At 64.6% G+C, this 21,375-nt stretch carries 17 protein-coding genes; 1 reads left to right on the top strand and 16 read right to left on the bottom strand.

Features of this window, described 5'->3' with window-relative positions:
• Positions 1 to 13 precede the first annotated feature (13 nt).
• The 9 genes from AC4LGL_RS13960 to AC4LGL_RS13920 all read right to left on the bottom strand — a co-directional run bounded on the left by AC4LGL_RS13960 (position 14) and on the right by AC4LGL_RS13920 (position 13,017).
• Complete coding sequence (locus tag AC4LGL_RS13960; protein ID WP_491839198.1) at positions 14 to 1,291, bottom strand: glycosyltransferase; 1,278 nt, start codon at positions 1,289 to 1,291, stop codon at positions 14 to 16.
• 110 nt (positions 1,292 to 1,401) lie between these two features.
• Positions 1,402 to 2,820, bottom strand: a complete 1,419-nt coding sequence (locus tag AC4LGL_RS13955; protein WP_491839197.1) for a hypothetical protein — start codon at positions 2,818 to 2,820, stop codon at positions 1,402 to 1,404.
• Between the two features lie 65 nt (positions 2,821 to 2,885).
• Entirely contained in the window at positions 2,886 to 3,854 is a 969-nt protein-coding gene (locus tag AC4LGL_RS13950) for a sulfotransferase family protein (RefSeq protein ID WP_491839196.1), read from the bottom strand.
• Between the two features lie 260 nt (positions 3,855 to 4,114).
• Entirely contained in the window at positions 4,115 to 4,453 is a 339-nt protein-coding gene (locus AC4LGL_RS13945) for a hemophore-related protein (protein ID WP_064887245.1), read from the bottom strand.
• A 99-nt stretch (positions 4,454 to 4,552) separates the two neighbouring features.
• Positions 4,553 to 7,420, bottom strand: coding sequence for an MMPL/RND family transporter (locus AC4LGL_RS13940; RefSeq protein WP_491839195.1), 2,868 nt, complete (start codon positions 7,418 to 7,420; stop codon positions 4,553 to 4,555).
• Positions 7,421 to 7,460: 40 nt separating this feature from the next.
• Positions 7,461 to 10,361 (bottom strand): MMPL/RND family transporter, encoded by a 2,901-nt coding sequence (locus AC4LGL_RS13935; RefSeq protein WP_491839194.1) that lies wholly within the window; start codon positions 10,359 to 10,361, stop codon positions 7,461 to 7,463.
• Positions 10,358 to 10,768 (bottom strand): MmpS family transport accessory protein, encoded by a 411-nt coding sequence (locus AC4LGL_RS13930; protein ID WP_491839367.1) that lies wholly within the window; start codon positions 10,766 to 10,768, stop codon positions 10,358 to 10,360. The genes AC4LGL_RS13935 and AC4LGL_RS13930 overlap by 4 nt, the downstream gene beginning before the upstream one ends.
• Positions 10,769 to 11,268: 500 nt before the next feature.
• Complete coding sequence (locus tag AC4LGL_RS13925) at positions 11,269 to 12,054, bottom strand: hypothetical protein (RefSeq protein WP_491839193.1); 786 nt, start codon at positions 12,052 to 12,054, stop codon at positions 11,269 to 11,271.
• A gap of 9 nt (positions 12,055 to 12,063) precedes the next feature.
• On the bottom strand, positions 12,064 to 13,017 hold the full coding sequence (locus tag AC4LGL_RS13920) for a hypothetical protein (protein WP_491839192.1): 954 nt from the start codon (positions 13,015 to 13,017) through the stop codon (positions 12,064 to 12,066).
• A gap of 244 nt (positions 13,018 to 13,261) precedes the next feature.
• Here AC4LGL_RS13920 and AC4LGL_RS13915 point away from each other — a divergent pair, with 244 nt between their 5' ends.
• Complete coding sequence (locus AC4LGL_RS13915) at positions 13,262 to 14,590, top strand: adenylate/guanylate cyclase domain-containing protein (protein WP_491839191.1); 1,329 nt, start codon at positions 13,262 to 13,264, stop codon at positions 14,588 to 14,590.
• On the opposite strand, the gene AC4LGL_RS13910 is transcribed toward AC4LGL_RS13915, so the two are convergent.
• From AC4LGL_RS13910 to AC4LGL_RS13880, 7 genes are read right to left on the bottom strand one after another with little or no spacing between them, the layout of a single operon-like run.
• On the bottom strand, positions 14,587 to 15,072 hold the full coding sequence (locus AC4LGL_RS13910; protein ID WP_491839190.1) for a Dps family protein: 486 nt from the start codon (positions 15,070 to 15,072) through the stop codon (positions 14,587 to 14,589). The genes AC4LGL_RS13915 and AC4LGL_RS13910 overlap by 4 nt on opposite strands.
• A 59-nt stretch (positions 15,073 to 15,131) precedes the next feature.
• The gene (locus tag AC4LGL_RS13905; protein WP_491839189.1) at positions 15,132 to 16,916 is read right to left on the bottom strand and encodes a DUF2339 domain-containing protein; all 1,785 of its coding nucleotides are present in this window, start codon (positions 16,914 to 16,916) and stop codon (positions 15,132 to 15,134) included.
• Between the two features lie 43 nt (positions 16,917 to 16,959).
• A complete protein-coding gene (locus tag AC4LGL_RS13900; RefSeq protein ID WP_491839188.1) occupies positions 16,960 to 17,613 on the bottom strand; it encodes a response regulator in 654 nt (217 codons plus the stop codon).
• Positions 17,613 to 18,770: a MacS family sensor histidine kinase gene (gene macS, locus AC4LGL_RS13895; protein ID WP_491839187.1), complete on the bottom strand. Its 1,158-nt coding sequence runs from the start codon at positions 18,768 to 18,770 to the stop codon at positions 17,613 to 17,615. Before macS ends, AC4LGL_RS13900 begins: the two co-directional genes overlap by 1 nt.
• A 57-nt stretch (positions 18,771 to 18,827) precedes the next feature.
• Positions 18,828 to 19,682: a sulfurtransferase gene (locus AC4LGL_RS13890; protein WP_491839186.1), complete on the bottom strand. Its 855-nt coding sequence runs from the start codon at positions 19,680 to 19,682 to the stop codon at positions 18,828 to 18,830.
• 10 nt (positions 19,683 to 19,692) lie between these two features.
• Entirely contained in the window at positions 19,693 to 20,445 is a 753-nt protein-coding gene (locus AC4LGL_RS13885) for an amino acid ABC transporter ATP-binding protein (RefSeq protein ID WP_064887265.1), read from the bottom strand.
• Positions 20,446 to 20,462: 17 nt separating this feature from the next.
• Positions 20,463 to 21,368 carry an amino acid ABC transporter permease gene (locus tag AC4LGL_RS13880; protein ID WP_491839185.1) on the bottom strand — a complete coding sequence of 302 codons (906 nt, stop codon included), beginning with the start codon at positions 21,366 to 21,368 and terminating at the stop codon, positions 20,463 to 20,465.
• Positions 21,369 to 21,375 lie beyond the last annotated feature (7 nt).

Here is a 21,375-nt window from a genome sequence, read left to right as displayed (position 1 = left end):
TCGGATGATCACCTCATTCAGAACGTCCTGACCGGACGAACCGTTCCAGGTGATCCGCGGTGTCGGCGACGCTGTCGTCCGGGGTGGTCATCTGGGTAGCGATCTCTCGCGCGCGGGCAACGTACTGGGGGTCGAGAATCGTGCGTAGGTCTGAGGCGAGCCGCTCACTGCTGGCCGCCGAGATGCGCCGTCCGAAACCAACTTTCAGCTGTTCGACGCGAGATGCCCACAGTGCCTGGTCGAGCGCCGTCCAGTAGACGAGCATAGGTACCCCGGCGCGCAGGCCCGCGGACATCGTGCCCATACCGCCGTGGTGCACCAATGCGCGGCACGCTGGAAACACAGCCGCGAAGTTCATCGTGTCCACGACTTTGACCTGGTCGGAATCGGGGACCTGGCTGAAGTCACTCGAACCGGCGCACACCAACGCCCGCTCCCCAAGCTCCGCGCAGGCCTTCTCGATCATCGTCAACGTGTCGGCGGGAGACTTGACCGGTGTACTGCCAAAGCTGAAGAAAATGGGCGGTGTTCCCGCGGCAACCCAGGCAGCGATCTCGTCATCGCCGTCTGTGGTCAGCTCCATCGTCAGTGCACCGACAAAAGGCCTTTGGTCAGTCCATTGCGCCCACTCGGCAGCCAGACCGGGAAAACAAACCTCGTCGTAGGCCTGTATCTCCAGTGATCCGCGTTCGGTGATCCGTCGCGGCGAGGACCCCGTGGCCTTCGGCAGACCCAGTTGACGACGCTGCGCGTCGTCGAACTTCTTCACCCCGCGCCAATTCGCCCACTGGTACACCTTCAGAGCGGAACGTCCCAATGAGGGTGGCAGGAATGACAACATCCGACCATTGGGCCGAACCGGCGAGACGTGCACCGTGGCCATCGGGATGCCGTAGTACTCAGCGACGTTGACCGCTGGGGGTTCGAAATTCAGGAATGTGATGAGTAGATCCGCCCCGTCGGCCAGCGACGTCAGCGTCGTCGTGATGTCCTCCCAGAACCGGACGACGGACTCCCCGATCTCGCGCATCTCGCGCATCAGTTTCATCAGTTCTGGGATCTTCCAGAAGTTGCCGAAGAAACGGACCCAGAAGTCGCGGTGCGCGTCCGCCCATACCGCCGTGTCCGGACCGTAAGGGACCGTCTCAAGCCCGGCGGCCTCGGAGAAGGCAACCAGGTCGGGCGGGACGGCCAAACGCACGTCATGCCCGCGGCGCTGCAGCTCACAACCGACCGCGACGCAGGGCTCCACATCGCCGCGAGTGCCGTAGCTTGCCAGCACGAGCTTCATCGCGCGTCTCTCGACATGAACTCTCCAGTTGGGACCTGTTGGCGAACAATGGTGTGGCAGATGATCTTCGGGATTGAACGGTCTAGGCTACCTACCGCACAGCTGGTACGTCAGTGGATCTCGCCGACAAGATCAAAATCAGCCAGCGTGCGTTCTGCCAGTTCCCGCAGGGCGAATGTCGTGTTCTCCGCGCCGGGTTGGTAGGCCCCGACGCTGATGAAGATCTTGCCACTCAGGCGTCCAGAGAGGATGACCAATCGGCCGCCGGTCCGCTCGAGGAGCTGTCGCGATTCTTGTTGCCCGGTGGTCCGCGCATTGGCGAACTCGGCCACGGTGCCGTCGGCCTCGCTGATGAACGAGCTGAGATCGCCCAGGTAAGAACAGAACACCGCTTGGTCCGGGTCCGCGGGCACTCTGGCGACCATCTGTTTCAGCATCCGCTTCGGCATGAACGACGGCAGCCACAGGAGCTGCTTGGTCTCCTCTGAGGTCTCCTTCAAGGTCGCCAGCGTCTGTTTGATGGCGGCACGGACCTCGCGCAGATCCGTGCCGACAGGTGCCGGGTCGATCGTGACGCGCGCATACGACAGCGCCATCGCACGAGTGTCGTCCTCTGTGCGGTCGCTGATCGGGATCTGGAGGGTGACAGCGCCGTCCTTGTCGCGAGTGCGGCCGATGTGCTCGCCGAACTTCGCGGCAAAGGCCGCGGCCAGCGTGTGACTCGCTCCGCCGAGGGCTTCCGCGCGCGCGTCCCACTCACCGAGGTCGACGTAGACCGTCAGAGCCGGCACGAGCACGATCTCATCGGTGCCGACTGCCTTGGCCGCCCGGGCAGACTGCGGTGCCGATGACGTGTTGTCCTTCTCCTTGGTGCGAGCCTGCTCTCTGGCGGATTTCACCGCCGTGACGAGGGCTCGGGCCGCCTTGGGTACGTCCCGCGCGGTTTGTCGGGCATCTTGCACCAGAGCGCGCATTCGAGTACGCGACCGTGGCGGTGGGTAGCCGAGATCGCGCGTCTTGCCCAGTGTCCCTTCGACTATCACGAGCGCAAGTCCGAGCCCGTCGATCAGGTTGTGCGAGAGCACCAGGCTGACCGCGGTCGAGCCGTCGTCGAGGCGTACGACACCGATGTGCCAGCCCGGACCCGATTCCGCATCGACCGGAAGCTGCGACCGCTCGTCGACCCAGGAACTGAAATCGGCACGCGGACGGGTCGACTCAGCGATGTCGACATCTGACGGTCCCCGGTCCACAACCCATCGGTGCCGGGCGACCGGCAGCGCGGGACGCTCGATGCGACGCCCCAACAAACCCTGGCCGAGATGATGGTGAAAACGCCGCAGCCCATCGAGATCGACGGCGCGGTCGTACAGCCAGGTGACCTGGATGACCACCTTCATGCCGGCAGCGCGATGCTCCGCCAACGACGCCTCGTCGGCCAACGCGAGCCGATTATCCAGTTGCACACGTTCTTCGGATACGGGGCGCGGTCTCAATGACTCCCGTGCACGACTTGTTCGTCCCGACACTAACTAGCCTCTTTCATCATCGGCAGTGCGCTGCGTAACTGCAGCGGTCCCCGGTTGCAGACGGGTCAGGCCCACGTCCCACGACGCCGGTTGGCCAGTGCAACGGCCTCGTAGCGAAACTTAAGGATCGACGGCCGGATGAATCGGTTGAGCTTGTTCAACCGGACGGAGTTCTCGAACACCGACCGGAAACCCTGTTCGCTCGCCCGGTACGCCGTATACACGCGATCCAGCTCGACCTGGTCTACAGGTTCGTCGCGTGCAGCCGCGCTCAACGCGTCGTAAACCGAAGAAATCCAGTCTGTCCCGAAAGTTTCCGTCACCGGGCCGGTATGCCGCTGGCGGTGGAGATCCGGGGTGAGGAACTCCTCGATGGCGTCCTCATCCCGGTTGTCCAGATCGATGCCGAGGGCCAATGAGATCCGTTTGACTTCCCGACGCCAATCCTCGAGCAGATTGGCGTACTCGACGAACACGCGCGGCAGCTCACGGGTATCTCTTTCGGCCAACAAGTTGAACTTCAGCCACAGTGCACTGCCGAGCTCCGGTGATGTCAGGAAGTCCGCGGCACCTGACGCGATGACCTCCTGCGGAGGACGCACCATGTTCACGACAGCGATATCGAAGCCGGCCTGCCGTGCCGCTTCGAACCACAAACTGGACAGCAGCGTTATCTGCAGGTCTTTGATGAGTACGACAGGCGCTGCCGGCAGGGTGGCGAGAAACTGTCCGATCTTGTTGATACAGAAAGCCTTCTGGTCTGCATCGAACCCCCCGTCCTCCTGCAGGCGTAGTGACGGGTCGAACACGGCGCTGCCGTAGCGGCGCAAGATCGTGTTGTTGAGATGGAGCGAAGCGCGCGGCTCCCAGTAGCCACGCGGGTTGCGCGGGTCTGCGCCCGACAGCCCCGCCGGGAGCGTGGCACCGCAGAGCGAGAGGACCCGGGTGACCGCAGAGGTTCCGGATCGAGGCACACCCAACACGAACAATGCGACCGGCCGAGCCGTCGAACCGCTGTCACTGGCGGGGGTCACGAGCACGACTCCTCGAACGGCGTTGCGGGCAGCTCACGCGCGGAGCAGATGGAAGGAGATCCTGCGACGCGTTGCGCAGCGGTGTATCGGCTCTGACTCATGACGGCAGAGTATTCGGAAATGCGTTGCTATCGTGGCGAATTGCTATAGGCCGCACAATCTGTTGGCTTTCGGTCACCGATCTCGCCGAGGGCACCGACAGTGGGCCCCGCCGGCCCGCCGAGGACGAGCGAATCGACCACGGCGGCGCCGACTTCAGATCAGAAGTTGTTGCAGGTGTTGAAGGCTTGTTCGATGGTGCCGAGGTACGGCTGGAACATCGGAGCATTCGCCACATCTTGCGCAGTCTTTGCCCGTTTGGCCGGTGCGTCAGCGATGAACTCACGCAAGCCACGCTGCAGGATCGGAGATTGATCGAATGCCATCCGGACTTGCGGATCCTGCGCATCGAGCGCCGACACCAACTGCGGGTATGTGCACGTCGTGTTGATGGCCGAATCCAGATTCGGCCCCGCGGACGCGATCCCGGCCCCGGCGGTCAACGACAAAGCCAGGCCGCCGAGCCCGACTGCAAGTCTGGTCAACGACAGACGGAACATATTCAAACTTCCTCCCTACCATTGCTCCCGACCATTCCGACTGTAATCGGCCTGGGCGGATCTCACCCATGCTTTGTTCAGCTCCATCACAGCGCGAAATCAGGCCTCCTGCTTGACCAGTGGGTCAGCGGGCACCCTGACCGGGCCCAGAACGGCACTCGAGGGCCGCTGACGGACCCGCAGCGGCCACCAGAACCACCGCCCGAGCAGCGCGGCGATCGCCGGAGTCATGAATGCACGTACCACCAGGGTGTCGAACAACAGACCCAAACCGATGGTCGAACCCACCTGACCGATGATGCGCAGATCGCTGACCACCATCGACAACATCGTGAACGCGAACACCAGACCCGCGGTCGTCACCACCTTGCCGGTGCCGCCCATGGCTCGGATGATGCCCGTATTGATCCCGGCGCTGACCTCTTCTTTCATCCGCGATACCAACAGCAGGTTGTAGTCGGAGCCCACCGCCAACAGGACGATCACCGACATTGCCAAGACGAGCCAGTGCAGCTCGATGCCGAGGATGTGCTGCCAGACGAGCACCGAAAGCCCGAACGCCGCACCGAGCGAAAGCGCCACCGTGCCGACGATGACCAGAGCGGCGACGAAACTCCGCGTCACGACCAGCATGATGCCGAAGATCAGGCAGAGCGCCGCGACACCCGCGATCAAGAGGTCGAATTTCGACCCGTCGCGCAGATCCTTGTACGTCGCAGCGGTTCCGGCGAGGTGTATGGAAGCGTTCTGCAGCGGCGTCACCTTGATCGCCTCTTCGGCTGCCGTCCGCACAGCATCAACCCGCGAGATGCCCTCGGGAGTTCCGGGATCACCCCGGTGCGTGAGGATCAGTCGGACGGCCTTCCCGTCGGGCGAGAAGAACAGGCTCATCGCCCGTTGGAAGTCCTTGTTCTCGAACACTTCCGGAGGCAGATAAAACGAGTCGTCGTTCTGGGCGCCGTCGTAGATCTTGCCCATCGCGCTGGCGTTCGACGTCGTTTCATCCATGATGGCGATCATTCCGGACATGGTGCTGTGCATTGTCAGCATCATGGCCCGCATTGACTTCATGATCTCGATCATCGGCGGCAACTGAGTGACGAGCTGTGCCTGCAACCCGTCGACTTTCACCAAGTTGTCGAGAAGTTTGTGCATCTGAAGGCTGAGCTGGTCGGTGCTGTCCAGCGCGTCGAACACCGATCGGATCGCGAAGCAAATGGGAATGTCGTAGCAGTGGCCTTCCCAATACAGGTAATTGCGAATCGGCCGGAAGAAGTCGTCGAAATTTGAAACGGTGGCCATCAGATCATCAGTAAGTTCGGCAGTCTCCCCGGTCACCTCGACCGTGTTGTGGGTGATCGAGCCGATCAACTTCATCAGATTGTGAGTGCCCTCCATCTGCGTGATCATTCTCTGCATGTCGTCCGCCTGCTTCAACATGCCATTCATGCGATCTTTCGCGAACGGCACGATCTGTCGGAGGCCGGCGCTCTGCAGGCTGATCTGAAACGGTATCGACGTGCGCTCGATCGGGCTGCCCTCAGGCCGGGTGATGCTCTGCACCGTGGCGATCCCGGGAACCGCGAAGATCTTCTTGGCCAGCTTGTGCAGAACCAAGAAATCTGTCGGGTTGCGCATATCGTGGTCGGCTTCGAGCATCAGGATGTCGGGCGTCATCCGAGACTCGGGGAAATGACGCTCGGCGGCCGCATATCCGACATTGGCCGGGATGTCCTGGGGCACATACAACCGGTCGTCGTAGCTGGTCTGATATCCGGGCAGGGCCAGCAGTCCGACGAACGCCACCGCGCACGCCCCGGCAAGAATCGGCACCGGCCATCGGACCACCGCCGTGCCGACCCCCCGCCACCGGCGGACCATGAGCTTCCGCTTCGGTTCGAACAGCCCGAACCGGCCGCCGACGGCGATCACGGACGGAACCAGCGTGACGGCCACCGCGACGGCAACCGCCATGCCTATTGCGGAAGGAATGCCCATCGTCTCGAAGTACGGCAACCGGGTGAAGCTCAGACAGTAGATGGCTCCGGCGATCGTCAAACCGGAGGCCACCACCACCTTGGCCACACTGCGATAGGTGGTGTAGAACGCGGTTTCTCGGTCTTCTCCGGCTTGGCGCGCCTCGTGATATCGCCCGATGAAGAAGATTCCGTAATCGGTGCCGACCGCGATTCCGAGCGATACCAGGAGATTCACCGCGAATGTAGACAGCCCGAGAACCTGGTGATCGCCGAGGAATGCGACGACTCCCCGGGCCGCCTGCACCTGGATTCCGACCATGGCCAGTAGGAGAACGACGGTGATCACCGAGCGATACACGAAAAGGAGCATCGTGCAGATCACCACCAGCGTCACCAGCGTGATCTTCATGATCGACGTATCGCCGGCATGGTTCATGTCGGTGATCAACGGGGAAGGACCCGTGACGTAGGCCTTCACCCCGGGCGGCGGGACCGTCCCCGCGACGATGTCCCGGACCGCTTCCACAGATTCGTTGGCCAGGGCCTGCCCCTGGTTACCAGCGAGATTCAGCTGGACGTAGACACTCAGGTCATCGGCGCTCTCGACGCCCGACGCGGTGAGTGAGTCCCCCCAGTAGTCCTGAACGTGCTGCACATGTTTCGTATCGGCTCGCAGCTGACGAACCAAGTCGTCGTAATAGCGGTGCGCGTCCTCGCCGAGGGGTTTGTCACCCTCCAGAACGATCATCGCCACGCTGTCGGAATCGGATTCGCCGAACACCTGCCCCATGCGCTGCATCGCCTGAAACGACGGCGCATCCTTGGGAACCAGCGATACAGAGCTTTCCCGTCCGACTTGTTCCAATGACGGAACTGCGAAGGTGACGACGGCGATGATCGCCAGCCAGCCGAGAATGATCGGCACCGACAGTCGATAAATCACCCGAGCGATCAACGGCGGCCGGTCGCTGGTGTCCCGACTGCTCATGCGGCCTTCACCGCACAGAAGGAAGACGCATTCATGGCTGTCAGCGCTCTTCTCTCTGCAGGATCGACCGCACGAGCTGGCCGCGACCGGAGGGACGCCCCGTTGCACTGAGCGGCCGTGGATGCACCCGCTGCGGCCACCAGAACCACCGCCCCAGCAGCGCGGCGATAGCCGGCGTCATGAATGCGCGTACCACCAAGGTGTCGAACAACAGGCCGACGCCGATGGTCGCACCCAACTGCCCGATGGTGACCAGGTCACTGACGACCATCACCAACATGGTGAACGCGAACACCAGTCCGGCGGCAGTCACCACCTTGCCGCTGCCGCCCATGGCCCGGATGATGCCGGTGTTGATCCCGGCGCCGATCTCCTCTTTCATCCGGGACACCAGCAGCAGGTTGTAATCGGAACCCACCGCCAACAGAACGATCACGGACATCGCCAGCACAACCCAGTTCAAGGGCATACCGAGGATGTGCTGCCAGATGAGCACGGAAAGTCCGAAGGCCGCGCCCAGTGAAAGCGCCACCGTGCCAACGATGACCAGTGCCGCGATGAAGCTTCGCGTCACGACCAGCATGATGCCGAAAATGAGGCAGAGTGCGGCGACAGCCGCAATCAGAAGATCGTATTTGGACGCTTCGACCAGGTCTTTCACAGAAGCTGCGGTGCCCGTGAGATAGATCGAGGCATTTTGTAGCGGGGTGCCCTTGAGCGCTTCTTCGGCCGCGGTTTCGATCGGGTCGACCAGCGACATGCCCTCGGTCGTTGCCGGGTCGCCTCGCTGGGTGATGAGCATGCGGGCCGCTTTCCCGTCCGGTGACAGGAAGATGTCCATGACGCGCTGGAAGTCCTTGTTCTCGAAGACTTCCGGAGGCAGATAGAACGAGTCGTCGTTCTGGGCGGCGTCGAATGCCTTGCCCATCGCGGTGGCGTTGTCGTTCGACGTCGCCATTTGATCCATGATCCCGGACATGGTGCTGTGCATCGTCAGCATCATCGTTCGGGTGGATTCCATGGTCGAGATCATCACCGGAAACTGCGCGGCCAATTGCGGCAGAATTGCGTCGAGTTGATCGAGGTTGTTGACCAGGCTGACCATCTTGACGGTGATTTGGTCAATTCCGTCGAGCGTGTCGAAAACCCCTCTGATCGACGAACAGATCGGAATCGTGTAGCAGTGCGGTTCCCAGTAGAAGTAGTTCCGGATCGGTCGGAAGAAATCGTCGAAGTTCGCAACGTGATCGCGCAGTTGATTGGTCACCGTTTGCAGCTCGTGGGTGTCGGCGACCATTTGATGCGTGGTGCTGACCATCTCTTCGGTCAGTGCTTGCATGCGCTTGACGATGGCGATCGTCTTGGTCATGTCGTCGGCCTGCACCAGCAGGTCTTCCATTCGATCCTTCTGGAACGGCATCAAATGGGTCTGAGACGCATTGCTCATGCTGAGCATGAACGGAATCGTCGAGTGTTTGAGCGGCTCGCCGGCGGGACGGGTCGGCGCCTGGACCATGGAAACTCCCGGTACCGACTGCACGCCCTTGGCCAGCTTGTTCAGGGTCAGGAAGTCGATCGGATTCCGCATGTCGTGGTCGGCCTCGATCAACAGAATGTCGGGCGCCATCATCAATGACTGGGGAAAGTGCCGCGTCGCCGCCGCATATCCCACATTCGCGGGGATGTCCTTCGGGATGTAGTTCTGGTCGTTGTAGCTCGGCTTGTACGCGGGAAGCGCCAGCAGTCCGATGAGCGAGACCGCGCACGTCGCGACGAGAATGGGCCCGGGCCAACGAACCACCGCCGTGCCCACCTTCCGCCACCGGCGGGTGGTGAGCTTCCGCTTGGGTTCGAACAGCCCGAAGCGGCTACCCACGGCGATGACTGCGGGAACGAGTGTGACGGCCACCAAGACTGCGGCTGCCATGCCCACGGCGGTCGGGATGCCGAGGGTTTGATACACCGGCAAGCGGGTGAAGTGCAGACAGAGAATCGCCCCGGCGATCGTCATGCCGGAACCCACGACCACCTTCGCGACGCTGCTGAACGTCGTATAGAACGCCGACTCTTTGTCCTCGCCGGCCTGGCGCGCCTCCTGGTAGCGCCCCGTGAAGAAGATGCCGTAGTCGGTTCCCGCCGCGATCGCGAGCGCTACCAGCAGATTGACGACGAACGTCGTGATACCGATGACGCCGATACTGCCGAGAAACGCCACTACCCCTCGGGCCACCGTCAATTCGACGCCGACAACCACCAGCATGAGAATCACGGAGATGATCGACCGATAGACGAGCAGCAGCATCACGAAGATGACCGTGAGGCTCAACGAGGTGACCAGCCCCACCGTGCGGTTGCCGGCCGGTCCCAGATCCGCGGCGAATGCCGCCGGCCCCGTGACATAGGTCTTGATTCCCTGCGGCGGCGGAATCCGGTCCACGATCGCCCGCATCGCCTCAACGGACTTGACCGCCGAGATGTCCGCGTTGCTGGTGAGCGTCACCTGTACGTAGGTGGCCTTGCCGTCGACACTCTGCGCGGCGCCCTGGGTCATCGGGTCGCCCCAGAAATCCTGGACGTGCACGACATGCGTGGTGTCGGCCTTCAACTGACGGACGATCTCGTCGTAATAGCTGTGTGCAGCGTCGCCGAGGGGTTGCTCGCCCTCCAGGACGATCATCGCGACCGCGCCCGAACCGGCTTCGCCGAACAGTTGCCCCATGCGCTGCATCGCCTCGAACGACGGTGCCGCGATGGGATCCATCGCTACCGGATGCTCTTTCTCCACCTGCTCGAGCGACGGAACGGCGACGCTCAAGATGACGGTGATCGCCAACCATCCCAGGATGATCGGCACCGAAAGCACGCGGACCATGCGTGCGATGAACGGGCGGCGCCTCGCTATGGGCAACGGCTCCGTGATCGGCTCACTGTCCGTGCTCATGCGGCCTTCAGCTGACAGAAGGTGAAGGCACTCACGCCAGTCCGGACCTTCTCGTCCTTCACCTCGTCTCCGACGAGGATGCGGCATCCGATCGAGTCAGTATTGCCTTGAGCGGAGATGTTTCCCATCGCCGTCGCATCCGAGATCGGGAAGTCCATCGACCATGGCAGCGGCGCATCCCTGACGAGTTTCGGTTCGGCATCGGCATCGAAATAACTGATGGTCGCCAGCGTCCCCGGGGGGCCGAACACCTCGTAAACCAGGTGCTTGGGGTCGTGGGGCCGCTTCTCCTCACGCTCGGCGCTGGTGTAGGCAGGGCGGCTCTGGCTGCCGAAGACGCCGTGCAATCGCGACACGGTAAATCCGCCTGCGACTCCCACCACCACCAGCACCAGCGGAATCCACAGCCGCTTCAGGATCCTGAAAATCGCGAGTTCCTCCGACTGTCTTCCGTGCCGGCACCCTGCGGGTGCTCAAACATGCATTTGCAGATCGGATGCGAACGACCGAGCCCCGGATGCGGTGGCATCCCAGGCCGGACCCTGCACGAAGCTCCCGCAAACGTGCGGCGCCCTTCGATGAGCGCAACCGATCCCGAAGAGTAAACCATGCCGGTGCGTCAATATGGCGCAAACGGGACAGATGGCCGGAATCGGTTCAACGCCTTGACAATCACCCTGTGGCCACTCCCGGTGGCACACCGACCGACACCCCGATCAATGCCACTGTCGTGGGCACTGCCGACCCGGTGTCTCACGGTGCCGAAGCTAGGAACTAGCTATGAATCCGACCTGAAGGACCACGAAGTGTGCCATTGCCGCAGGCGGGTCGACGCAAACTGTGTGGCGGCGATGAATCCATAGAAGCACACGCCGGCATCCACGCCCTCAGTAGCCCCCGACGAGCCTCAGCTCACCTGAACGGCTGGGGCAAGGTCCCCGATGACCCGACGAATGGTGCCGGCTCGGGGCACCGCACCCGCGGGGTACACGACGGTGATGTGCGAGCGCAGGTTGCTGGTGCGGATCATCCACACGTGGGTGTACACCACGCCGCGGATATCGCGGGACGAATGGCTGACCGCCGTCACACAGTCCCATGGCAGGAACCCCGGGTCATCCTCGGAGGGCGGCGGATAGCCGATTCCTTCGCGTGACAGCCAGAAGTGGGTGCGCCCGTAGGACCGGATGCTTCGCACCGGAACTGCGATGGCCGCCGAAACAAACCCGACCAAGGCCATCACGGCGATGACGGTCACCCCGAGGGCCGCCAGTCCCGTCGTGCCGGGCCGGTCGAGACCGCCGTGCTGGATTGCTCGCCGAACGAAACGACCTAGGCCAGAAGCCGTCACCGCCAGGACGACCACGGCCAGAGTGGCGAAGAGCCAGAACACCAGACCGAGCGGATTACGAACCTCGAGCACGATGTCGTCCGGCGCATCCGGCGGTTCACCCTCGGGTTCAGCGGTGGACGCACAACGAAAGGCGACGGTCCCGAATCCGGCCCCCATGACCAGGACTCCCATCAGCGGGACCCACGGTGATCCCGCCAGATCGCCGTGGGCCCAACCAAGCACTACGAGCACTCCCCCGACGACCGAGGCGACGGCCGCGGCGGTGAACACCCAGACCAGTGGGCCCATCCGGTACCCAACCGCAGCAGAACGTCTGCGGTCATGCTCGCCGCGTGTCATGCGGTGCCGCTACGGCAGGAAACGAGCGATCTGGGGCGACGGAAGTGTCTGCGCCGCGCGCGCCTGCCGGACACCGACTGCTCCCCCGGCGGCCGTCATCAACAGCATGCCTGCGAGTCCGGGCAGCACCGCGAACAGCAGATCGCTGGTGCTGGCCGTGCGCAGATAGTCGGCGTATCCGAGCCGGAAGGACTCCGGCACCGCAGGCACCGAAAGCGGCTGCGCCGCTGGCGGTTCGGACCGCGGCGCAGGAATGATCGGCGCGCTCGGTACCGCTGGCGGCGCCCCTGCCGGCGGGGCCGCGGGCACCGGGACTGCGATGACGGGAGCGGGCGGGGCAACCACCGGAGCCGGAGCGGCCGGGGATGCAGCGATTACCGGCGCCGGCGCGGCGGGAGCTTTGGGCGGGGTCGACCGGATCACGATCGTGCGACTGCTCGGAGCGGTCGGCACCGGCGCGAGGCCCGGGGCCCGGCCGAGGTTGCCATTGGTCGGCGCCCCCGCCGCTCCGCCTCCTCCGCCACCGCCCGACACGACAGCCGAAGGGGCCTGGGAAGTGCCGCCGGTGACGGCCGCGGTGGGTGCCTGGGCGGTCCCACCCGACAGGACCGCCGACGGCGCCTGCCCGGTCGTGCCGACGCGGGCCGACTGCGGTGATTCAGCGGATGTTCCCGAGCGGGCCGCAGTAGCCGGTGCGTCACCGGCGCCCGCTGTCGTGACCCCGGAGTTGGTGGTTGCGGTCTTGGTGGTCCCGGTCTTGGTGGTCCCGACCTTCGACTCGGGCTTGGAGCCATTGGAGACCCGCGGTCCGCCGAGGCTGCCACCGGAATTCTTGACTCCGCCGCCACGCTGCGGGCCAAACTTGGCCGCGGGACCGGACTTCTTGTTCTTCTTCTTGTGATCGAAGAGGTCGTGGATGTCGATCCCGAACAGATGCGCCGAAGCCACAGCGGTGCCGGTCATGCCAGGTCCGACCACCATGGCGCCACACGCGATCGCACAGCCTGCAGCGGTGTTTCGCACCCATGACCGATCCACGTCGAGATCCCCCCAAAGAAACGAGATCGGCGGCACGACGGCCGCGCGCACTGGAACAAGTTCCCATTGTGACATACCGCCATTCCGTCGGATTTGCTGGACAGTGATTCGAAATAGCGGCCGCGTCAATGTCGGCCAATCCGGTGGTTTGCGGCGATACCCTTTGTCCGTGGTGGTCAGCGAGTTCCGCCGGTCGGTCTGCATACCTGAGATGGCGTTGAGCAACCGCGTTCCGGCCCGCACTCGGCACTACGCCGAGAGCGTGTCGAGCCGACTGCGGGTGTTGACCATTGCGACGTGGATTGCGGCCGCGGTATCCGGTGGATTCGGGGTCTTCCAACTGGTCCTCGGCGGGCCGATGTGGCGGTTCGGGTTCGTCAACCTCGGATCCGCAGCGTTGTTCCTGCTAGTGCCGCTGTTGTACCGGTTCGGTGAACTGATCGCACCGCTGGCGTTCTTCCTGTTCGCCTACGTGTCGGTGTCGACGATGTGCTTCGCGGTCGGGACCGGTTCGGGACTGCAGTTCTACTTCGTGGTGGCCGCGTCACTGGCGGTGCTGGTGTTGGGAATCGAGCGCATCGTGCTGGCCGGGGTGCTGACGGCGCTGGCGGTGGCCGCCGCGATCGTGCTGGAAGTGCTGGTCCCTGAGGATCGGGGCCTGGGGCCACCGTGGACGCTGACTGCGGGGTTCATCCTTTCGGCCGTCTCAGCCGGAGTAATGGTGTTTGCCACAGTCTGGATGTCGTTACGGGAGATCGCGCGGGCCGAACAGGCAATGGAAGCCGAATATCAACGATCCGAGCAACTGCTGGCCAATATCCTGCCGGCCACCATCGCCCAGCGACTCAAGGAACCCTCACGCACGATCATCGCCGACAAGTACGACGACGCCTCGATCCTGTTCGCCGATATCGCCGGCTACACGGAGCGGGCCAGTGACCTCACCCCCACCGATCTGGTGCGCTTCCTGGACGTCCTGTACACCGACCTCGATGCACTGGTGGACCGCCATGGTCTGGAGAAGGTGAAGACCAGCGGCGATTCCTACATGGTGGTGGCCGGCGTGCCCAAGCCACGCACCGATCACATCGAGGCACTCGCCTGTTTGGCGCTCGATCTGGCCGACGCCGTAGCCGACCTCAAGGACCCCCAGGGGCGCGCGGTGCCGTTGCGGATCGGCCTGGCCGCCGGACCCGTGGTGGCCGGGGTGGTCGGGGCACGCAAATTCTTCTACGACGTCTGGGGCGATGCGGTCAACGTCGCCTCACGGATGGAGACCACCGACGTGGCCGGCCGAATTCAGGTGCCGCAGAACGTCTATGACCGGATCAGCCACGCGTTCGTGCTCGAGGAGCGCGGTGACGTCGAGATCAAGGGCAAGGGCGTCATGCACACCTGGTACCTCGTTGGACGCCGCGGCGACGAGGCGGCACGCGCCCGGCCGGAGGTGGCCGGTCCGATGCGTGCCGCCTCGGTCGAGCCGCCGAGCGACGGCTAAACCTTGCGGTTCTCCGACTTGATCAGCCACGCCAGCTTTTCCAGACCATCGATCAACTGGTGCAGGATGTCAGCGGTGGTCGGGTCGTGCGCGTCGACCTCGTCGTGCACCCCGCGCATCGTCTCCACGGTCGCATGGATCCGCGTGGTCATGAGGTCGACCACCTCAGCCGTGCTGCGCTCGTAGGCGGGGAACTCCGGCAACGTGGTGCCGGCCACGACGGTGTCCGACCGTCCGTCGGGCACTGCGTCCAGGGCACGCATCCGTTCTGCGACCGTGTCGCTGCCTTCCCTGGCGAAATCGACGAGCTCGTCGAGCTGCAGATGCAGGTCCCGGAAGTTCGTGCCTACGACGTTCCAATGCGCCTGCTTGCCCTGGATGCCGAGCTCGATCAAGTCGACCAGCACCTGCTGTAGGTAGCCGCTGAGCTCGGGCGCGGCCTGGTATCCCTGGATATCGGATTCGATTCGACGTGTACTCATGCCAGTTACAACCGTCCCTAATCTGGAATCACTCCAGATTATGGAAGATGTGAGCACCTTCACACAGACTGCTGGTCGGCCGCCTGATCCTGCTGATTGAGCAGTCGTGCATACCCCGCTCCCATTCCCAGCAGCGCCAACCCGACCACGATGAACACCGCCACCCGGAAGATTCCGTCCAGAGTCCCGAGGTCGAACAGGAACAGCTTGGCCATGGCCGCCGCGACGAGCGCCATACCTCCGCCGATCGGCAGGGACCGCTGCGCCTTGGGGCGTCGCGCCGCGTAGCCGAGCAGGCCGGCCGCCACCGCGATCCAGCAGATCGTCGCCACCATGTGACCGCCGAAGAAGCCGGCCCCGGTGCCGCCGACTGCGACACCGGCCGTCACGGTGAACACCGTCAGCGCGTATCCGGCCACGAGAGCCGCAGCCGCCCACACCAGCCGGAGCAACTCCTGATCCGCGGCACCCTCGGCCGACCACGCCCACGAGACCGCCGCCGCCGCTGCGATCGCCAGGACGCTGCCGATCAACACCGAAACCGTAAGTTCTGCAGACATTTTGGTGGCGTGAACCAAGATGTCGGGACCGGCGGAATCGAGATAGATCATGCCCCCGACCGCGGCTATCCCGAGGGCAATAGACCGCGCGACACCGGCGTAGCGCCCCGCGAGGGCGACCACCGTCGCCATCGCCAACAACACCGGGCCGGCCACCGGTCCGTCGAAGGCCACCAGCACCGCAATCAGTGCAGCTGCAGCCGCGAGTACCGCCCAGATCTGGCGGACCACCACGACCACCCCCGGAATGCGGTCGCCGAAGGCCACGATCGCCGCCAGGGCGGCCGCCAACGCCGCCGCCATGAGGGCCGCGATCACGCGGTCGACGCCGGCCGCCACGCACAGCACGGGAAGAACGCCGCACGCCGTCAGAACGGCCGTCGCCGACGGCTTGGTGGTCCAGCGCAGCACCAGCAGCCCACCCGCCAACGCCAGCACTGCGGCGAGCCCGCAGGCCAGCGCGAGCAGGAGATCGGTCCGACCATCGATTGCGGCGGCCGCGAGCCCCATCAACAGCGGCAACGTGGCCGCGGCAACACCCGCGGCATACAACCCGGTCCAGTCCCGGCCGAACTGCACCGGGAGTGCGGCAACCGACAGAGCCAGCATGAACCCGATCAGCAGGTGGGTCACCCCGTCGGTGACGACGGGCGCCAGGGCGATCAGCGGCACCAGCACCAACAAGCCCAGCTGTTCGGAGTTCCACCGCCGTGCCAGCAGCAGGCCGCCGCCACCGATTGCGGCGGCCAACAGAAGGCCGATCGGCGCTGCCACCCACTCATAGATCGTGGTCACGGCGATCACGTCGATGTACGCGGCGGCAACACCGGTGGCGGCCAACGCGATGGCCCCCACCCGGCCACCCGGCCGGCGATGTAGCCACCATCCGGCGCCGACCAGTCCGGCGGCCAGAACGGCCCCTGCACCCACCCGGAACTCCGGTCGCAGAATGCCGGCCTGCGCGGCCAGCACCAACAGCAGCACCACACCGGTGAGCGTCACGGCCACTCCCGCTACCGCGAGCGCCTTGCCGATCCAACCTTCTGAGCGCTCCGGGCGGAACGCGGGCTCAGACCTCGGCGGCACCGGGGCGGGCACCGGAGCAGGGGCGGCGGGCCAGGCAACCGGAGCCACAACAGGGACCGGGGGCGGTACGGCGACCGGAACCTGATCCAGCCGTCGACCCAGCTCCCCCAGATCCGCCGACACCCGGTTCATGTACGCCGAGATCGCGGCCAGGTCAGACGACATCCGGGCGATCACGACCCGATGGGATTCGCTCATGCGGTCATGGTGGCAACAAATGCGGCCGCCCGGATGAGTAGGACTACTTGTCGAGGCCGTGTTCGATGGCGTAGCGGGCCAATTCGACGCGGTTGGCGACCTGCAACTTACGGAACGTCGCCTGGACGTGGTTCTCCACCGTGCGGTGACTCAGGGAGAGGCGCGTCGCAATCTGCTTGGCCGTCAACCCCTTTGCCACAAACCGCAGCACTTCGGTCTCCCGCTCGGTCAGGCTGGGCGTGGCCGGGCCGTCCTCCGGGCGTTGGGCGATACGCCGGTACTCACCGAGCACCAGTCCGGCCAACCCGGGGGTGAACACTGCGCGCCCCTCCGCGGTGGCCCGTACCGCCGCGGTCAGTTCGGCTTTCGACGCGCTCTTCACCAGATAACCGGTGGCCCCCGCTTTCACCGCCTCCAGAACATCGTCGCGTTCGTCCGAGGCCGAAAGCACCAGCACCCGCGACGACGGCGACACCGTGAGCACCTCCGCGGTGGCCGTGGCACCACTGCCGTCGGACAGGCTCATGTCCATCACCACCACGTCAGGCAGCACCACCCCGGCCCGCCTCCGCGCCGAAGCCACCCCGTCGGCGGTGGCCACGACATCGAATCCCTCGTCGGCAAGGTCGCGTGCCACCGCGTCACGCCAGATCGGGTGGTCGTCGACGACCATCACCTTCAGTGCGGTCTCGGTCATCACTGTCCCCTCTCGAAGGCGTCACGGCTGCCCGAAGAGCGGGGCAGCGTGAGCTCCCATTCCGTGCCACATCCGGGTGCAGTGTTCAGCTGCGCCTGACCGCCCAGCCAATCCATCCGTCCCACAATCGATTTCGATATGCCGACATGCCCTTCGCGGACCGCCTCTGCCAGTCGTCCGTCGCCGATCCCGATCCCGTCGTCGCGGATACTCACCGTCACCGAATCGCCGAGATCCTCGAGCAGGACGAAAACCCGGGCGTCAGGTCCCGCGTGTGCGGCGGCGTTGTCCAAGGCATTGCCTGCCGCAGCGAACAATTCATGGGCGGCATCGTGGTCCAGCAGCACGGGTTCGGCCGGCAGGCTGACCGAAATTCGATCAGACGCTCTGGACCGCAGTAGGGCACCGATATCGGTGACCCCGCCGGTGTGAACCTCCGGATCAGGTGCGCTGACCAGCCTGCGCAACGCGCGCTCCTGTTCCCCGGCGAGTTCGGCCAATTGAGCTGTCTCACCACCGATTTCGCGGCCCCGCCGCGAAACCAGGGCCAGCACCTGAATGGCACCGTCGTGGACCCGTCGCGACAATCGTTCCCGTTCCTCCAACGACGCCGCCAACCGCACCGCCCGCTCCAACTCGGCATGAGCCCGGCGCGCGGTCTGAGCGGCCATCCCTACCGCGAGGCCCACGGCCAGCTCGATGACGATGGTGGCATTGCGCCCGAGATTGATACTGACGTAGCCCTTCAATGCGGCCGCGGCGGCCATCACCGCCAGCCCAGCTCCCATCCCTCCGACCGGACCGAACTGCAGTGCCGCCGAAATCGTGGCGTTCGTCGCCCACAACGTGGTGGGCCAGGACTGATTGTCCGCGATCCAGTGGTCGGATGCCACCAACTCGGTTGAGAGCATGAGGCCAAGAACGACCACGATCTCGGCGATCACCCACGATGGGCGCCGGCCGAAACCCTGTAGGTAGGCGATCGCACAGGCGATGCTCCACGCGATGAGCACCGCGCACAGCACGCCGGCCAGTACCGGGCTGGTCAGATCGTCGTTGATCGCGACCTGAAAACCCAGCGCGTACAGGCAACTCAGTAACCGGAAGATCTGAGCGGCACGCCACAACGGGGTGACCGGGTCCGGGCTGCGCTGCATCGGCTCAGCATAAAGTCGCTGACCGGCGCCGCGGAGCACCGATGTCGCGCGTCGGAGCTACTGCTCACCCCGGGCGACCGGACGATCCGGATCCGATGCCCACTCCGACCATGACCCGGGATACAGCGCCGCATCCACCCCGGCGGCAGCCAGTGCGGCCACAGCCAGCGCCGCGGTGACCCCGGAGCCGCAGTAGGCACCGACGTCCGCGCCCGCGACCGAGCGATCTGCGAGCAATGCCTGCAGTTGGGCGTCCGCAACCAATGTGCCGTCTGAGGAAAGAAACTGGGTACTCGGCAGATTGACCGCCCCGGGGATGTGACCGGCCACGGGATCGACGGGTTCGACGTCTCCGCGGAACCGTTCGGGCGCCCGCGCGTCGAGCAGCACCTCGACCCCGGTCGTCGCCTGTTCGGCGGTCAGGGTGCGCAGGGCCCCTCGGTACAGGTCGTCGTGTAGCACGTCGACGTCCCCGGGCTGCGCTGCAACCGGGCCGGAGTCCAGGGCCTCCCCCGCCGCCGACCACGCCGCCAGACCGCCGTCGAGGATGCGGACGTCGTCGATGCCGGCCGCGGTCAACACCCACCAGGCACGGGCCGACCCGGCGCGGTTCCAGTCGTCGTAGACCACGGTGGGCACGCCCTTGCGCACACCCCAGCGACGCGCCGCCGACTGAAGGTCAGATCCGGACGGCAACGGATGACGACCCCGACCGGTGACACGGTGGTCCGTGAGCTCATCATCCAACGAGACGTAGACCGCACCGGGCAGATGGCCGCTCAGGTACCCCTGTTCGCCGTCGGGCTCAGTCAACGACCATCGCACGTCCAGCACGATGACGGGATCCCCCGAGTCGATGCGCTCGCGAAGGTCACCGACGGTGACGAAGACGTCTTCACGTGTGGAAGCCACACCGTCGACGCTACATCACCTTCGACAGAAACTCCTTTGTGCGTTCATGTTTGGGGTTGGCCATCACCTCGCGGGGATTTCCGCTCTCCACGATGACACCGCCGTCCATGAACACCAACTTGTCGGCGACCTCACGGGCGAAACCCATCTCATGGGTGACCACCACCATGGTCATGCCCTCACCCGCGAGTTTCTTGATCACCGCCAGAACCTCACCGACCAGCTCGGGATCCAGCGCCGAGGTCGGCTCGTCGAACAGCATCAGCTTCGGGTTCATCGCCAGCGCCCGGGCGATGGCCACCCGCTGCTGCTGGCCACCCGAGAGTTGTGCCGGGTACGCGTCGGCCTTGGCGGCCAAACCCACCTGATCGAGCAGATCCTTGGCCCGGGCCAGCGCGGCATCCTTCTTCACCCGCTTGACGCGCATGGGCGCCTCGATGATGTTCTCCAAGGCGGTGCGGTGCGGGAACAGGTTGAAGTGCTGGAAAACCATGCCGATGTCCCGGCGCTGCCGGGCAGCATCTCGCGGAGCCATCTCGTGCAGCTTGCCACCCCGTTCGCGATACCCGATCAGCTCTCCGTCGACGTAGAGGCGGCCCGCGTTGACCTGCTCGAGATGGTTGATACACCGCAGGAACGTCGACTTGCCCGAGCCTGACGGCCCGACCATGCACAACACCTCACCCCTGCTGACGTCCAACGTGACGCCTTTCAGGACGTGCAGGGCACCGAAGTTCTTGCAGACACTCTCGGCCCGCACCATCGGTTCGGCGGCGGCGGTCATGGATGTGGCTCTCCCATCTGGGCGTTGGCCAGGGCCTGCAGCTGCTTGGAGGTCAACTTGCGCGAGGCACCACGCGCGTAGTGCCGCTCAAGGTAGTACTGCCCGACCATCAGAATGCTGGTGATCGCCAGATACCAGGTGGACGCCACCAACAGAAGCGGGACCGGCTGAAACAGGTCCACGCCGATATCTTTTGAGCGGCCGTACAACTCGAAGCTGTACGGAATCGCGGTGACCAGCGAGGTCGTCTTCAGCATGCTGATGAACTCGTTGCCGGTCGGCGGGATGATGACCCGCATGGCCTGGGGAAGCACCGTACGTCGCATCGTCATGGTCCACGACATGCCAAGCGCCACCGAGGCTTCCGTCTGGCCTTCAGGCACTGAGTTGATACCCGCCCGGATGATCTCTGCCATATAGGCGGCCTCGTTGAGGCCCAGACCGAGAACCGCCAGCCAGAACACATTCGGGTCAGAAAGGGTGAACTCGAAAAGCTTCGGGCCGAACGGGACGCCGATCTGAATGTTCTTGTAGATCACCGGGACCAGGCCCCACAGCACCAACTGAACATAGATCGGGGTGCCGCGGAAGATCCACAGGTAGGTCCAGGACACCGCTTTGAGCACCGGATTCGGTGACAACCGCATCACCGCGAGGAGGACACCCAGGACGAGCGCCAGGATCATCGAATAGATGGTCAGTTGCAGCGTGTTCCAGGCAGCTTGCGAGATGCGTTGATCGAAGAGGTACTTGCCGTACGTCTCCCACCCGTACGCCTCGTTGGTCGCAGCGCCCCACAGGAACAGCCCGATCAGGACGAGGATGAGGATCGCCGCCACCCAACGCCATGGATATCTCAGCGGGACGGCGTCGATGGCGGCCGGCGAGGATTCATCACTCATCGGCGGC

Source organism: Mycolicibacterium arcueilense (genome assembly GCF_058536225.1).
Note: the sequence above shows the minus strand (reverse complement) of the source record. Positions and strands in the feature narration are given on the sequence as shown.

Bases quoted from the DNA above. Each gene is read 5' to 3' on its own strand.
- AC4LGL_RS13960 (WP_491839198.1), bottom strand. From the start codon at position 1,291: ATGAAGCTCGTGCTGGCAAGCTACGGCACTCGCGGCGATGTGGAGCCC.
- AC4LGL_RS13945 (WP_064887245.1), bottom strand. From the start codon at position 4,453: ATGTTCCGTCTGTCGTTGACCAGACTTGCAGTCGGGCTCGGCGGCCTG.
- AC4LGL_RS13940 (WP_491839195.1), bottom strand. From the start codon at position 7,420: ATGAGCAGTCGGGACACCAGCGACCGGCCGCCGTTGATCGCTCGGGTG.
- AC4LGL_RS13935 (WP_491839194.1), bottom strand. From the start codon at position 10,361: ATGAGCACGGACAGTGAGCCGATCACGGAGCCGTTGCCCATAGCGAGG.
- AC4LGL_RS13925 (WP_491839193.1), bottom strand. From the start codon at position 12,054: ATGACACGCGGCGAGCATGACCGCAGACGTTCTGCTGCGGTTGGGTAC.
- AC4LGL_RS13920 (WP_491839192.1), bottom strand. From the start codon at position 13,017: ATGACCGGCACCGCTGTGGCTTCGGCGCATCTGTTCGGGATCGACATC.
- AC4LGL_RS13910 (WP_491839190.1), bottom strand. From the start codon at position 15,072: ATGAGTACACGTCGAATCGAATCCGATATCCAGGGATACCAGGCCGCG.
- AC4LGL_RS13905 (WP_491839189.1), bottom strand. From the start codon at position 16,916: ATGAGCGAATCCCATCGGGTCGTGATCGCCCGGATGTCGTCTGACCTG.
- AC4LGL_RS13900 (WP_491839188.1), bottom strand. From the start codon at position 17,613: ATGACCGAGACCGCACTGAAGGTGATGGTCGTCGACGACCACCCGATC.
- macS (WP_491839187.1), bottom strand. From the start codon at position 18,770: ATGCAGCGCAGCCCGGACCCGGTCACCCCGTTGTGGCGTGCCGCTCAG.
- AC4LGL_RS13885 (WP_064887265.1), bottom strand. From the start codon at position 20,445: ATGGTGCGGGCCGAGAGTGTCTGCAAGAACTTCGGTGCCCTGCACGTC.
- AC4LGL_RS13880 (WP_491839185.1), bottom strand. From the start codon at position 21,368: ATGAGTGATGAATCCTCGCCGGCCGCCATCGACGCCGTCCCGCTGAGA.